14 protein-coding genes are annotated in these 14,943 nt (G+C 35.9%); 8 read left to right on the top strand and 6 right to left on the bottom strand.

Annotated elements, in window-relative coordinates:
• Position 1: 1 nt before the first annotated feature.
• Positions 2-2,299, bottom strand: coding sequence for an ATP-dependent helicase (locus ABD692_RS02490; RefSeq protein ID WP_316760120.1), 2,298 nt, complete (start codon positions 2,297-2,299; stop codon positions 2-4).
• A gap of 364 nt (positions 2,300-2,663) precedes the next feature.
• Between ABD692_RS02490 and ABD692_RS02485 the strand changes: the two genes are divergently transcribed.
• The gene (locus ABD692_RS02485) at positions 2,664-2,987 is read left to right on the top strand and encodes a DUF493 family protein (protein ID WP_344764669.1); all 324 of its coding nucleotides are present in this window, start codon (positions 2,664-2,666) and stop codon (positions 2,985-2,987) included.
• A gap of 162 nt (positions 2,988-3,149) precedes the next feature.
• On the opposite strand, the gene ABD692_RS02480 is transcribed toward ABD692_RS02485, so the two are convergent.
• Genes ABD692_RS02480 through ABD692_RS02470 form a run of 3 tightly spaced genes read right to left on the bottom strand, consistent with a single transcriptional unit; the run spans position 3,150 to position 6,226 of the window.
• Complete coding sequence (locus ABD692_RS02480) at positions 3,150-4,655, bottom strand: PH domain-containing protein (protein WP_344764667.1); 1,506 nt, start codon at positions 4,653-4,655, stop codon at positions 3,150-3,152.
• The gene (locus tag ABD692_RS02475; RefSeq protein ID WP_344764665.1) at positions 4,655-5,200 is read right to left on the bottom strand and encodes a PH domain-containing protein; all 546 of its coding nucleotides are present in this window, start codon (positions 5,198-5,200) and stop codon (positions 4,655-4,657) included. Before ABD692_RS02475 ends, ABD692_RS02480 begins: the two co-directional genes overlap by 1 nt.
• A gap of 54 nt (positions 5,201-5,254) precedes the next feature.
• A complete protein-coding gene (locus ABD692_RS02470; RefSeq protein ID WP_344764663.1) occupies positions 5,255-6,226 on the bottom strand; it encodes an SGNH/GDSL hydrolase family protein in 972 nt (323 codons plus the stop codon).
• Between the two features lie 258 nt (positions 6,227-6,484).
• Between ABD692_RS02470 and ABD692_RS02465 the strand changes: the two genes are divergently transcribed.
• On the top strand, positions 6,485-7,855 hold the full coding sequence (locus tag ABD692_RS02465) for a dipeptidase (protein ID WP_344764661.1): 1,371 nt from the start codon (positions 6,485-6,487) through the stop codon (positions 7,853-7,855).
• A 196-nt stretch (positions 7,856-8,051) separates the two neighbouring features.
• Positions 8,052-9,032: a glycoside hydrolase family 43 protein gene (locus ABD692_RS02460; protein ID WP_344764659.1), complete on the top strand. Its 981-nt coding sequence runs from the start codon at positions 8,052-8,054 to the stop codon at positions 9,030-9,032.
• A gap of 42 nt (positions 9,033-9,074) precedes the next feature.
• On the opposite strand, the gene ABD692_RS02455 is transcribed toward ABD692_RS02460, so the two are convergent.
• Positions 9,075-10,301, bottom strand: coding sequence for an MFS transporter (locus ABD692_RS02455; protein ID WP_316759127.1), 1,227 nt, complete (start codon positions 10,299-10,301; stop codon positions 9,075-9,077).
• Positions 10,302-10,779: 478 nt separating this feature from the next.
• Between ABD692_RS02455 and ABD692_RS02450 the strand changes: the two genes are divergently transcribed.
• From ABD692_RS02450 to ABD692_RS02430, 5 genes are all read left to right on the top strand, one after another.
• A complete protein-coding gene (locus ABD692_RS02450; RefSeq protein ID WP_344764656.1) occupies positions 10,780-11,463 on the top strand; it encodes an NAD-dependent epimerase/dehydratase family protein in 684 nt (227 codons plus the stop codon).
• Between the two features lie 90 nt (positions 11,464-11,553).
• On the top strand, positions 11,554-11,772 hold the full coding sequence (locus ABD692_RS02445; protein ID WP_344764654.1) for a bestrophin family protein: 219 nt from the start codon (positions 11,554-11,556) through the stop codon (positions 11,770-11,772).
• A gap of 5 nt (positions 11,773-11,777) precedes the next feature.
• The gene (locus ABD692_RS02440; protein WP_344764651.1) at positions 11,778-12,107 is read left to right on the top strand and encodes a hypothetical protein; all 330 of its coding nucleotides are present in this window, start codon (positions 11,778-11,780) and stop codon (positions 12,105-12,107) included.
• Positions 12,108-12,121: 14 nt separating this feature from the next.
• Positions 12,122-12,628, top strand: coding sequence for a helix-turn-helix domain-containing protein (locus tag ABD692_RS02435; RefSeq protein ID WP_344764649.1), 507 nt, complete (start codon positions 12,122-12,124; stop codon positions 12,626-12,628).
• Positions 12,629-12,644: 16 nt separating this feature from the next.
• On the top strand, positions 12,645-13,511 hold the full coding sequence (locus ABD692_RS02430) for a glycoside hydrolase family 25 protein (RefSeq protein WP_344764647.1): 867 nt from the start codon (positions 12,645-12,647) through the stop codon (positions 13,509-13,511).
• 123 nt (positions 13,512-13,634) lie between these two features.
• Here the strand turns inward: ABD692_RS02430 and ABD692_RS02425 are convergent, their stop codons facing one another.
• A complete protein-coding gene (locus tag ABD692_RS02425; protein ID WP_344764645.1) occupies positions 13,635-14,732 on the bottom strand; it encodes a mandelate racemase/muconate lactonizing enzyme family protein in 1,098 nt (365 codons plus the stop codon).
• Positions 14,733-14,943 lie beyond the last annotated feature (211 nt).

The raw sequence follows: 14,943 nt of genomic DNA, 5'->3' as shown, positions 1-14,943 counted from the left end.
CTTACCTCACAATCATCAATTTCGCAAACTTCAGTAACAATTGCTTATTACCCAGTCCTTGAAAAAATACCGTTGCTTTAACATCAGGCAAAGCGCCTTCCAAACTAATAATCTTTCCGAAACCGAACTTTTCATGCTCCACTTCCATACCGCCTTGAAATTCATGTGGTTGGGATGGTGCAAAACCAGGCGTAGGCACGTGAGCTTTTGCCAGTAACGAAGTAGTTTTTGGGCGTGGAGGAGGAGCAGAACTTGTACTTGCAGGTTTCGGTTTACTAAAGAAATCACGCGGTTGCGAAGTCCATGTTTTACGCTCATCATCAAAACTGCCCTCAATCATATTGCTTTTAGCAGGTTTAACTTCCAATTCTAAAAACCGCGGATTAATTTCGTTAATGAAACGACTTGGCTCACAGTTAGTTAAAGTTCCCCAGCGATAGCGAGAGGTGGCATAAGTAATGGTTAGTTTTATCTCGGCTCGCGTGATGGCTACATAAAACAAACGACGTTCCTCTTCTAAGTCAGAACGCGAATTAACCGACATTTGCGATGGGAAAAGGTTCTCTTCCAAACCAACAATAAATACATTTTTAAACTCTAATCCTTTGGCCGAGTGAATCGTCATTAACGAAACCGTATCCTTGTTTTTATCGCCATCCTTATCGTCATTGGTTAAAAGCGCCACATCTTGCATAAAAATATCCAGACCTTTCTCTTCAATATCCTCACGCTCGGCAAACTCTTTTATACCATTTAACAACTCTTGGATGTTTTCATATCTCGCCCTGCCTTCAACACTATCATCGGTATAAAGTTCCTTTAAAATACCAGCGTGTTGCGCAATAAACAAAGCCGAATCGTAAGCATCAAGCTTTTTTGCTTCCGCCTGAAAGCTTTGAACCATCATCGAAAAATCGTTCAACTGGTTTGCTAAACGGCCATCAACATATTGATGTGCGTTGGAAATCACATCCCACATCGTTACATTATTTTGATCTGCCGCAACAATAATTTTATCAATAGAAGTATCGCCAATTCCACGTTTAGGATAGTTAATCACCCTTTTAATCGCTTCCTCATCCTTCGGATTAAAGGTTAAACGGAAGTAGGCAATTAAATCCTTAATCTCTTTGCGTTGGTAAAAAGATTGACCACCGTAGATTTTATAAGGAATGTTTAGCTTGCGCAAACCTTCCTCCATCGCTCTGCTTTGGGCGTTTGTACGATATAAAATAGCAAAATCGCTATGCTTGTAACCTTTTGTTGTACGCTCCTGAATAATCGATTCGGCAACCAATTTGCCTTCTTCATTATCTGTAAAAGCACGTGCAACCTTAATTCGATCACCTTCGGCATTTTCAGAGAAAACATTTTTCTCTAACTGATTTTTGTTGTTTGCAATAATGCTACTCGCTGCATCAACAATATTTTGAGTAGAGCGGTAGTTTTGCTCTAATTTGTAAACTTTTAAATCAGGATAATCGCGTTCGAAGTTCAAAATGTTTTGAATATTCGCTCCACGGAAAGCGTAAATACTTTGCGCATCATCACCTACCACACAAATGTTTTGATAAGCAGCAGCCAGTTTTTTCACAATTGTATATTGCGAAAAGTTAGTATCCTGGTACTCATCCACCATCAAATACCTAAATTTTTGCTGGTATTTATTTAAAACATCCGTATGTTCTTTCAATAAAATGTTGGTTTTGAATAATAAATCATCAAAATCCATGGCGCCAGCCCTAAAGCAACGTTTGGCATATTGCTCATAAATCTGTCCAATCAATGGACGTTTATTTTGAATATCTTCCGCCTGAATTTGGTCGTTAGCCTGGTATTCACCCCACGAAATCAAATTATTTTTAGCCGAAGAAATCCTTCCGAACACGAAGTTAACCGCATAAAGTTTATCATCTAGTTGCATTTCTTTCAAAATGGCACGCAATACGCTTTTGCTATCATCGGTATCATAAATGGTAAAATTGCTTGGATAACCAATTTTCTCCGCTTCAACACGTAAAATTTTTGCAAAAACAGAGTGAAAAGTACCCATCCAGATGTTTTTCGCCTCCGCACCAACCACTTTACCAATACGCTCACGCATATCCTTACTTGCTTTGTTGGTAAAGGTTAAAACCAAAATGTTAAAAGGATCGGTTCCAGTTTGAATCAAATGGGCAACCCTATACGTAATTACCCTCGTTTTGCCCGAACCAGCACCCGCAACAATCATTACTGGTCCTTTAGTGTTCTCTACTGCTGCTCTTTGTTGTGGGTTTAATCCTTCTAAATAATCCAAATCGGCTCCTGTTTTTTTGAGGCTCAAAAATAACAATTCAAAAGTTTTTTATTGAATTTGTGGAGAAATAGAGGGCCGATTTTTTTGAAAAGCAAAACCTGTGTATCCACATAATGTTAGCCCTTTGCTTTGCTCATACGCTTGCAGGCCTTACGCTCAAGGCAGGTATCCGCTACGCCAAGGTTTAGAAATGATGGGTTTCTGCTACTATCCAGGGTTTAATTTGCAAAATGCATTTCTATAATTACATTAAAGCATTGCTAGTTTGTATCGAACTTCAGTCGTTTAATGGTTAAACTAAAAACAGCTTTCTGCCATAATTGCACCTAAAATATTTAGGAATAGAATTTGATATATTGTAAATATGGAAGATAAAAAAATAAATAAAAACATAGAATTTACAGATATCCCAGAGGGAAACAATACAGATATTTATGCCAACCTTAAAGAGAAACTAGAAAGCGTTGAGAAGTTTCCAGGTTTGTATCATTTTAAGTTTATTATCACTGGTGGACTTGATAAAATTGAGGATTTGAGAAAGGTTTTGCCGAATGACGAGTTTTTTGAACAGCCATCTAAAACAGGCAAATATGTATCAATTACTGTTAAAAAGCAAGTGCAGAATGCTGATGAAGTAATTGCAATTTACAAACAGACAGCAACCATCAAAGGAATTATGACATTATAGAATTTCCCGCAGAAAGAAAGTGATTTTGTAGAAGATCTGCGTTAATCTTTCTGATCTGCTGGAAATATTATTAACTAAATCACTTAATACGCCTACAGATTGAAGATGATTTGCGCAGAAACAGCTGCGTTATTTGTAAATTCCGAAGAAATAAACCATCAACTACATCCAATCCTCATTAGCGCTTTCCACCTGATATAGCCAATAGTTAACCAATTGCTTAATCTCAGTGTAATTGCCGTATTTAAAATGAATTTGACCAGCGGCAGTATGCAAACAAAGGTGGCCAACATCTACACTTTTATGCCAGGGATATTGAAAAGTAGTGATAGCTTGTATCTTAACTGGCGAAACAATTTCGTTAGAAATGTCCCAAATCCCACTTTGCTTGATAATAAAATCGCGATTTACGGAAATTCGATGCCTTCGATAGCTAATATAAATCATTAAAACTCCAATAATAAAATAAGCAAAGGCAAAACCAACAAAAGGTTTCACTTCTGGTGTATTAAATGCTAAAACTAGAAAAACAGCAACAGGTAAAACCAATTTAAAGAAGATGGGCAAATTTAGGAAACGCCAATCGGGTATAAACGTTTTGCCTTGTTCTGGGATTTTTCCTAAAATCATTTTCAGTAAGTCATCTCGTTCTGTTGGGTTGCAACCTGGAATTTCCAATGTAGATCCATGCATTTCATGCCCTTTTTTACTTTGACCAAAATGTGCCTGCTTTAAACTAAGATTAAGCATGTTTAGTTTCTTTTGGAAATAATTCTGACTGTATTTGGTAATTTGAACTTTCTTTGGACTTACCAAAGTGTTTTTCTTAGCGATTAATCCTGATGATAGGAGCAGGGAATGTTTGTGCTCACTAATTTCCAGTTCGAAATACTTATAAAAAGTTCTAACCAGGTTAATAATTAGTAAGGTAATTAAAAGAGCAGCAACTAAAATAGCAACCGTTAATATGGTAAGCATGCCAGTTACCGTGGTTTGTATTTCATCTTTATCAATTTGAAAAGCATCTATTAATTGTCTGCCTTCATATATTATAGTGTAAAAGAAAGCAACCAATAAAGCTACGCTTTGCCCATAGTTAGAGGTTAAACCAACTTTAAGTAAGGTCCATGAGCTTATTTTCAATAAAGGTACTTCCGCAGTCGAAGAATGCTGTTCAGCGGTTTCCAAGTCATCAATAGCCAATGCTTTTCTGTTTAAAAGATGCTCTTTTAAGTTATATGCAGATGTTTCGTCAATTGCTTTAATATCTACCTCTTCGCTGTGTGCACCAGCAGTATCTATTTTTAAGCCATAAACGCCGATAATTTTTTGCAGTATCGATTGATTAATGTTAACCTGTTGTATCTTATCGAGTTGAATCGTTACCTGGTCACGATTAAAAATCCCCTTGTTTACTACGAATTCCTGCTTTTCCTTATCTAAAAAGAAAGTAAACTTAATGTACCATAAATAAGCAAATAAGAAACTAACTAATAACATTAAGGCCAGGGCCAATAAAATGTATAACAAGTAATTACCCTGAGATTTAACAAGGGCAATAACGATCAAAAATGCAAAGGCTCTACCTATTTTAAAAGCGGTATGGGCTGCCATTACAATAATACCAAAAGCCGATTGCCTTTGCGGTTTACTAAAGTCGCTGTTCATTATTGTTCGATTTCAGTTGTCGGTTTTTCAATCAGCTCGAGTTTATTCAAAAGTAAATCGCGAATACTTTTTGCTTCGTTAATTGGTATTCCCGCAATATGTAAATGTCCGCTTTGGCCTCCAGCTGTAAATATTTGTAAAGAACCTAATTTGTAAATTCTGGATAATAAACCTTCATTTAGCTCTATATGCTGAATTCTGTTTAAAGGAACAATCGTTGTAGATTCGGCTATAATTCCGCTTTTGTAAATTACATCTTTTGTTCTAATAGCATAGCCACGTTTCTTAAAGCTTGCCCTGAATAGTAGAAAAAGAAGTACTGCCATTACAAAATATATACCAATAATAAGCAAAGCATTTGGTCTGATTTCATCAATAAAAATTATCAATATTGTAGCACCAATTGCAGCTAAGCCTAGCACGGTTAAAAGATTAATGCAAATGATTTTCCAATAATCGGAGTGAGGTTGGATTAGTTGGATTTCTTCATATTTAGGAAGCTTTTCTATATCAATTGCTTCGTTTGTGAAAGTTTCTGTAGGCATGGTTAAAGATATAAAACTATTAATCCACTATGTGACTAACAAATAAATCTTTTGTTACCTTGATACGATGAACTTTTTCACAGAATTATACTGACCAGAGTCTGATGATATTTTGAAAAAATAAACCCCAGGAACGAAGTTGCTTGTATTAATGTCGAAAGTGTGTTTTCCTGTGTTTAAGTATTCATTTACAACTGTTTTAGTCAAGCGCCCCATAATATCATAAATCTGTACATTTACTTTATCCGATTCGGGAAGAACAATATCAATAAAAGTTTGTACCGATGCTGGGTTAGGGTAGTTCTGGGTTACAATAAACTTCAGAAATCTATCGAAAATAGCCTTGTTTATAGCGTCGAAAATTACATAGCTTATAAGTCGGTAACCTCTCGCGTTTGGATGAAAAGCATCCTGATAAAGGGAGAAATCTCTACGCATAGCTGCGTTTACATCGGCGAGATAAATTTTATACTCTGCGGCCAGTTTTCTATATGCTGCATTAATGTTTCTAATGTTTACGTTAACAGCTACAAGAGGTGTATTATTTCTATCATCAACATTTTGTAATGTACATAATATAGGAACGAGTTTCTGTTTAAGGCTAGTAGTAATCAGAAGCCTCATGTTTGCGGTAGTTTCGGCAACACTTCCTTTTCCTGAAGCAATGGCTATGGCGTCGTTTACACCCATCGAAATTACAATAAAGCCCGTTCTGTTTTGTACAGCCTTATCAATTCTAAGTAAGCCCTGTAAGGTGGTTTGTCCGCCAATGCCCTGATTTGTGATGTTTACAACCTTGCCGCCATAGCAATTTAAAAAATTGGATTCGAGCATGCTTTGAAAACCAAGACCTTTTACTCCTTCTACAGTGCTTGCTCCAAAAGTTACAATATTAATACTATCCTTTGCATAATACTGAGCCGCTTCAGGGCAACTAACTTTTACGTTAGTTTGAGCCATCGTAATTAGTGGCATTAAAAATGAAAACAGCAGCAGGGTATGCGGTATAATTGCGCTTAATTTCATTTATAACTTTCTTGTTTTGAGGTTTGTATGTAGGGGTTTAAAGGGCGCAATTTAGCAAAAAAATGAAATAATAATGTTCGGTTAAACAATTTATCTAAATAAATAACAATAAAATTATTTTACCAAAAAAAGAACAACTTGTAGTTTTACTATCACAACATTTTCTAGGTAATGTTTCCTGTAATTTTGTGTTCATTTATGCCGAAAATTTCAAGGCTTATATACTAAAACCCTATATTTGCCCAAACTAATTTTGTTATGCAAGAGATTAAAAATTATGTAGAAACGCACAAACAACGTTTTTTAGATGAGCTGTTTGAATTATTGCGCTTTCCATCGGTTAGTGCCGACCCGAAATATAAAGGCGATGTTTTAAAAACTGCAGATTATGTAGCGCAAAAGCTAAAAGATGCAGGTGCTGATCAGGTTGAAATTTGCGAAACAGCAGGATATCCTATTGTTTATGGCGAAAAAATTATAGATGCTTCTTTACCAACTGTTTTAATCTACGGTCACTACGATGTGCAACCTGCAGATCCATTGGAGCTTTGGCATACTCCACCTTTTGAGCCAACCGTACGAGATGGTAAAATCTACGCTCGTGGTGCTTGCGATGATAAAGGTCAGTTTTATATGCATGTTAAAGCATTCGAATTGATGATGGAAACCAATACTTTGGCGTGCAATGTAAAGTTTATGATTGAGGGGGAGGAAGAAGTTGGTTCTGCTAACCTTGGTATTTTTGTTAAAGCAAATGCAGAGCGTTTGAAAGCTGATGTAGTTTTAATTTCAGATACTTCGATGATCAGTATGGAGCATCCATCAATTGAAACAGGTTTACGTGGTTTAGCCTACATGGAAGTAGAAGTTGTTGGTCCGAACCGTGATTTACACTCTGGGGTCTACGGCGGTGCAGTAGCAAACCCGGCAACAATCCTTTGCAAAATGATTGCTTCGTTACACGATGAGAACAACCATATTACCATTCCTGCTTTTTACGATAAGGTTATCGAATTAACAGATGAAGAAAAGAAAGCTTTAAATTCTGCTCCTTATGATGAGGAAGAATATAAAAAAGACCTTAATATAGAAGAAGTTTGGGGTGAAAAAGGTTATTCTACGTTAGAACGTACTGGTACTCGTCCTACTTTAGAAGTTAACGGAATTTGGAGTGGTTACATTGGCGAAGGTGCTAAAACAGTATTGCCAAGCAAAGCAAATGCAAAAATTTCTATGCGTTTGGTTCCCAATCAAAGTTCAGAGGAGATTGCAGAAATTTTTACTAAACACTTTGAAGGCATTGCACCTAAAAATGTGAAAGTAAAAGTTACACCTCATCATGGTGGCGAACCTGTAGTAACTCCAACAGATAGTGTTGCTTACCGTGCTGCGGAAAAAGCTATTGAAGATAGTTTTGGTAAAACGGCTATTCCAACACGTGGTGGCGGAAGTATTCCGATCGTTGCATTGTTCGAAGATGTTTTGGGCATTAAATCTGTGCTTTTTGGTTTTGGTTTAGATAGCGATTCGTTGCACTCACCAAATGAAAAATACGATATTTTTAACTATTACAAAGGAATCGAAACTTTACCTTTATTCCATAAATATTTTGCTGAATTGAGTAAGTAATTTATTAATACATCAGTTGTTGTAATTTGCAACAATTCAAAAATCCCTGTAAATAGCAGGGATTTTTTTATTTGTTCTCATCATATCGAACGTAGCGGAAAGATTTTTGATCTTTAAAAATCTTTACATCGCAGTCGAAGCAGTTAGGTATCCCAGCATTATTTTTTTTGAAGGGATTTTTTTATAAATTGTCATCATGAAATACATAACCTCATCTCTTTTACTTTTATTGGCTTTTAGTTCTTTTGCTCAAAGTACTAAAACGATTAATCAATATGGAAACCCTATCTTTGAGGGCTGGTATGCTGATCCGGATGCTACAGTTTTCAATAATAAATACTGGGTATACCCAACCTATTCTTCCAAATATAAAGAACAGGTTTTCTTGGATGCTTTCTCATCTGATGATTTGGTGAAATGGAAAAAACATCCACATGTTTTAGATACTTCAGCAGTTAAATGGGCTAACAAAGCAATGTGGGCGCCTGCAATTGTTGAAAAGGATAAAAAATACTATTTATTTTTCGGTGCGAATGATATCCAGAATGATAACGAAGTTGGTGGTATCGGGGTAGCTGTAGCTGATAAACCTGAAGGGCCGTTTAAAGACCATTTAGGCAAACCTTTGGTAGATAAATTTCATAATGGGGCTCAACCCATCGATCAGTTTGTATTTAAGGATAAAGACGGACAGTACTACCTAATTTATGGTGGTTGGAAACATTGCAACATTGCTAAGCTTAATAAGGATTTTACAGGTTTCTTGCCCTTTGATGATGGAACAATTTTTAAAGAAATTACACCTGACAAGTACGTAGAAGGACCTTATATGTTTATCAAAAATGGTAAATACTATTTCATGTGGAGTGAAGGTGGCTGGACTGGTCCAGATTATTCTGTTGCTTATGCCGTTGGCGATTCGCCATTTGGCCCATTTAAACGGGTAGGTAAGATTTTAGAGCAAAACGATACTATTGCTAGAGGAGCAGGGCATCATTCGGTTATTATCAATAAGAAAAAAGACAAGTATTATATTGTTTACCACCGCAGACCAATTGGCGATACCGATGGCAATCATCGTGTTACCTGCATAGATGAAATGAATTTCGATACTAACGGAAACATTCTTCCTGTAAAAATTACGAACGAGGGAGTTAAAGCCGAAAAACTTAAATAGTTGCTGTTTTCCGTTTTCAGCTATTCGGTTGAAAACGGAAAACTAATCTGCATTTAGAATGGCTTTTTCCTGTTTCTTATCCAGGATGCTAAAGCCATAGGCACAAAGTAAAAGTATGCAAGCCAAGCCAAACCAAAGCCAGTTGTAGCCTAAGTGTTTGGCAATAAAAAAGCCAGCTAAAGGACCAACAACCTGTGCACACGACCAGCTTAAAGTATAACCAGCCGCATATAAGCCACGGTTATGTTCGTTACTTCTGCTAATAACAACGGTATTTATAAATGGTAGCACGAACATTTCTCCAACAGTGAAAATTACGATTGTTAATACAGCTGTTAATACATGAAAAATAATCGGTGCGCTTAGCAATAAATAAGATACTGCAAAGAAAACCGATCCAATGATGATGAAAAACATGGGCGATTTTTTCTTCTCTATTTTATTAATCATAATCATTTCGAACAGGGCGATGATTGCGCCATTTATACCGATAATAATCCCGATCGCAAATTCGTCAATATGCCATTCTTCTTTAAAAAACACTGGAACAACTCTAAACATTAAGAAAGCACAGGTTATGAATAAGGTGGTTAAAAGAATAAATTTTACATAAAAGGCATCTTGCCAGGGTTTCAAAATTACCATCGTGCTGCGGTTTTCCTTCGCTTTTTTTATAAAGTCTTGTACTTTAGGTAATAATAATAAAATCGAAATGCCCACTAAAATACTCACCGAACCTTCTACAATAAATAAGAGTTTATAGTTGATCGACGCAATGATGCCCGCCATACTTATGCCAGCTGACCAACCAATATTTACAGCCAATCGGTTTAATGAATAAGATCGTGTTATGGTATTTTCCTTTGCATAATGTGCCACTGCCGTGAAATTGGCAGGGCGAAAAGCTTCAGAAAAAAAGCTGATTACCACAGCTAAAATGCATAGCGTAGAAAAATGCGTAATGGTGGAGAATAATATAAAAAGTAAGCCACCAATAATCGACGATAGAATTTGTACTGGCCTGAAACCAATTATATCTGTGAGTTTCCCGCCAGTTGCCGAGCCCAAAATTGAGCCTACACCAAATAAGGTAATGATTAAACCTGCATCCATTTCGCTTCTGTGCAGGCTTTGGGTAACATACAAACCCATAAACGGAACTGCCATACTGCCGCATCTGTTAAACATCATCACAATACTTAATAACCAGGTTTCTCTGCTCAGGCCACTGAATGATGTTTTGTAGGTGTTTAATATGAGTTTGAACATGGATTTTTCTGGTAATGCAAAAGTAGAAATTATCAGCTAATCTATAGAGGTTTTAATGGCCTTTCTTTATCAGCGATGCTGATTTACGGTGTAGGGTAATATGGTTTGTAAGTTCTATCTTTTATCTTGAATAATTAGTTAAACCTACTTCTTAAGAAATTTCTTTTGGACTCGTAACCAAAAAACAATGAGGAAGCTATTTTTGCGACTGCAAATAGCTTAATCGATTTAAAAATTGTAAACATATAAAGAAGGTTACGAATTAGCATTAGTAATATTGTTATTGAATTGGGATTTGAGGATTCGCAGAGCTGTCGCATAATTGTTCAAAGCAAAAAAATCACCAGAGTTTCTAGCGGCCAGTTAAAGGCAAAATAAATTCGGTTTACCTGAACTTCTCAACAAATAAATCTGGACTTGTCAACAAAAGAATATTATCTTTCATTATTGAAGTTTGTACCATTAAAACCTTAAAAAAATGAAAGTAATATTAACAGGCGCAACAGGAATGGTAGGCGAAGGCGTTTTATTCGAATGTTTGGAAAATCATGCAGTGACAGAAGTGCTCATCATCGGAAGAAGAAATTACGATTTAGAACATCCGAAACTGAAACAATTAGTTCTAAAAGATTTTTCCGAAATCAAAAACCATTCAGACCTACTCAAAAATTATGATGGTTGCTTTTTTTGCGCAGGTGTAAGTTCTGTTGGCGAAAACGAGGAAAGTTTTACGAGGAAAACCTATGATTTTGCCGTTCCGTTTGCAAAGGCATTATCAGAAATCAATTCAGAAATGACTTTCATTTACGTTTCTGGCAACCGTACAGACAGCTCTGAAAAAGGAAAAGTAATGTGGGCAAGGGTGAAAGGCAGAACCGAAAATGCTTTGATCAAATTGCCATTTAAAGGTCAGTACAATTTTCGCCCAGCGATAATGACTGGAACCAAAGGACAAAAAAATGTGAAGACCATTTACAAAATATTGGGCCCATTAATGTCGCCATTTTTATCTGCTAAAACATTGAAACTTTCTGAAGTAGGGAAGGCAATGATTAATGCTGTATCAGAAGGTTATATTAAGCAAATTTTGGAAGCAGACGATATTTTTGACCTTTCAAAAAATATGCAAAGCGGAACGCATCTAAAAATTTCCATTACCTAGACTATATGCCAATTTAAGTTTTGTATTTGTCTGCATCTTTATCATATGTTGCCCTTTTGTCTTATGGGCGAATTTTCAAAATTAGGAGACATGGGCATTTGGATATCGGTGCCATTGGTAGTGATTTTAGGTTGGGTTTACGTAAGCATGGAATTGGTGGGCGACTACAGCGAAAATCCATTTGAAGGCTCTTACAACGATGTGCCAATGCTTTCTATTTGCCGTACCATTGAAATAGATCTATTGCAAATGCTGGGCGAAACGGATGTACCAGAACCCATTCTGCCTGTTGGAGATATATTAATGTAGAACAGATGAAAATAACGGAAATAAAATCCTGCATTATTGGTCCAGCTCTCTCGGCAGAGCAATTTATAGCCGAGCATTTTTTTCTTTTTCTGGCTCAGGGAACGATGAATGGTTATAACGGCAACAAACATTATGTGTTGAAGCAGGGTGAAAGTTGTCTCGTTCGTAAAAACCGTTTGGCTCGTTACAACAAAGTAAAAAATAACAACGAATTGGAGAAAGTTATCATTTTTTTCGATGAAACATTTTTAAAGATATTTCAGAAAAAGTATTCGATTTTATTTAAAAATTTCATCTCAAAGGATGCTTTTATTAAGTTGAAAAAGATGATTTAATCAATAGTTTTTTGTTGTCATTAGAGCCCTATTATAATAATTCTGGAAATATCAGTTCAACATTCTCAGATATTAAAAGAGAAGAATTATTACTCATTCTACTACAACTTCAACCAGAATTATCAGATATTTTGTTTGATTTTGGCCTTCCTGGAAGATTGGATTTGGAAAAATTTATGCAACAAAATTATAAGTTCAATGTAAATATAGAACGTTTTGCGTTTCTAACAGGACGAAGTTTATCAGCATTTAAAAGAGATTTTAAAACCATTTTTAATGAAACACCCAATCGTTGGTTGATAAAACGACGTTTACAGGAAGCTCGGTTTCTCATCGAAGAAAAAACGTTAAAGCTTGCCGATATTTATATTGATTTGGGCTTTGAAGATTTATCGCATTTTTATTTTGCTTTTAAAAGGGAATTTGGGATATCGCCAAGAGAAAGAACGAACGATACAAAAAAAAACATCTTAGCTGCAGTTCTTTCGTTTTTTTATTTCCCTTCATTTTCCTCAACTTAGCAGAATCAAATATGCTATGCCACCAGAGAAACGAAATCCTGTTGCTAAAAAAACTGTAACACGAAAAGCAACACCAAGAAATAAAAAGTCGAAACCTTTTCCTACACAGTGGAAAGTAGCTATTGCTGGTCTGCTTTTAATTTTGCTTTCTCCGTTTTACTATGGTTACATTGTTAATGGCTTTGTATCTACCTGGCGATGGATTAAGGATTGGGGGCAAGACCCGAACTACCGCACTTACGAAAGTTTTAACATTAAAATACCAAAGAAATATTCGATACATGGCATTGATGTTTCTTATTATCAGGGTAAAATTAACTGGCAGAAGGTTAAAAATATGAAAGAGGACGAAGTAAGCATTCGTTTTGCTTTCATTAAAGCCACGGAAGGTATTTTGTTAGTCGATCCTTATTTTCAACGCAACTGGCGTGAGGCTCCAAAAGCTGGAATTATTTGTGGTGCTTATCATTTTTTCAGACCCAAACGTGATGGTAAAACACAAGCAAAGTTTTTTTTACAAGTTGTTAATATTGAAAAGGGTGATTTGCCTCCTGTTGTAGATATTGAAACGCTTGATGGGGTTTCTCCTCTCAAAATGAGGGCGGAACTGTCTGATTTTCTGAATTATGTAGAAATGAAAACTAAAGTAAGACCTATTATTTATACAGGTTTGAAGTTTTACGAAGATTATTTAGATGGAAATTTTGACGATTATCCGCTGTGGATTGCGCATTACTATCAACCAAAATTACGCTTATCTAAAGATCGATGGAAGTTTTGGCAACATTCTGATAAAGCAAAAATTAATGGTATTGGTCATATTGTAGATTTTAATGCTTTTAATGGGGATAGTACGGCCTTGGCGGAGATGGTTGTAAAATAATATCCGCAAGGGGTCTTTGCCCTGCAAATGCTTTTATATAATTTTTTAGCGTGTTAAACTTCTTAAATAAACTTTAAACTTTTTTATAATTGACCGGTGCTTTCCCCCTAAGAGATTAGGGAGTTAAATAGTCCAGCTTTCACATTTTTCCAAGAAAAATTCATCTGCTTCTGCACCGATACCAATTTCATCAGAAACATCAAGAAAATAGCCATTATAGGTTAGTCCACCAACGCAAGGATCTGCTAAATGACCTAACAGGGCTGTATCTAAGTCGAAAAATTCTACATTTGGACTGGCTAATGCAAAATGTAAATTTGCACTTAGGGCAATTCTACTTTCCAGCATACTTCCAATCATGCATTTAACACCAGTCTGCAAAGCTTCTTCATGGATTTTTTGTGCTTCTAAAATTCCACCCGATTTTGAAAATTTAATGTTTAAATACGTGGTAGATTGACTGTTAATTAACTTCCTGGCGTCGTGGTGATTATAACAACTTTCATCGGCCATTAGTTTGATCGGAGAATTTACATTCAATTCGGGCAATTTATCATCGTACCAGGTGCGCATGGGTTGTTCGCAAAACTCGATGTTGTATTTTTCCAATTCTCCTAAAGCGAATAAAGCATTATCAAAACTCCAACCCTGGTTTGCATCTAATCGCAAAATCATTTCTTCACCAACTGCTTCGCGGATATGTTTTACACGCTCGATATCATCGTTTACCTTTTTTCCGAGTTTAATTTTTATAATTCTGCAACCCTGACTCTGGTATTTTAAAGCAGTTTTAGCCATTCCTTCTGGGGTATCGATACCGATTGTCATGTCGGTTTCTATGGTCCGCTTAGTACCACCTAAAAATTTATAGAGTGGTAACCCCGCATCTTTAGCGGCAATGTCGAATAAAGCCATATCAAAAGCACTTTTTATTGTGCTGTTGTGGTCGGCATAACCTAATAAATCATTCATTCTTTCAGGAATATCTAAAGGATTCTTTCCCTTCAAAATGGCAGCAAAATCTTTAGCCATTGCTATACAGGTTTCCTGCGTTTCACCAACAATCATTGGGAAGGCGGAGCATTCGCCAATACCATGTATACCTGCATCCGTATAAATTCTAATCAACACATTCTGAGCAAAGTGCATAGTACCAGTTGCAATTACAAATGGTTCCATTGGGATGCTAAAGCGATATATTTCAGTGTGTGTGATTTTCATGTTTTAAAGGTTTTAGGTTGAAGATTAAAAGTTGAGGTGTTTAATATAGATAGACAAATTTGTTAGTCGATACTAGGTATTACAAATTTAGTGATGCTAAAGAACCATAATAATTAATCTATAAATATTAAACTAAAGTATAAAAACAAAAACTAAAACCGAACAGGTTTGTAGATAATTAATAGCTTTACAGTTTCAATTCTCATATCCA

It is taken from the genome of Pedobacter ginsengiterrae, assembly GCF_039537385.1.
Lineage (GTDB): Bacteria > Bacteroidota > Bacteroidia > Sphingobacteriales > Sphingobacteriaceae > Pedobacter > Pedobacter ginsengiterrae.
This window is presented reverse-complemented; position numbering and strand designations above follow the sequence as displayed.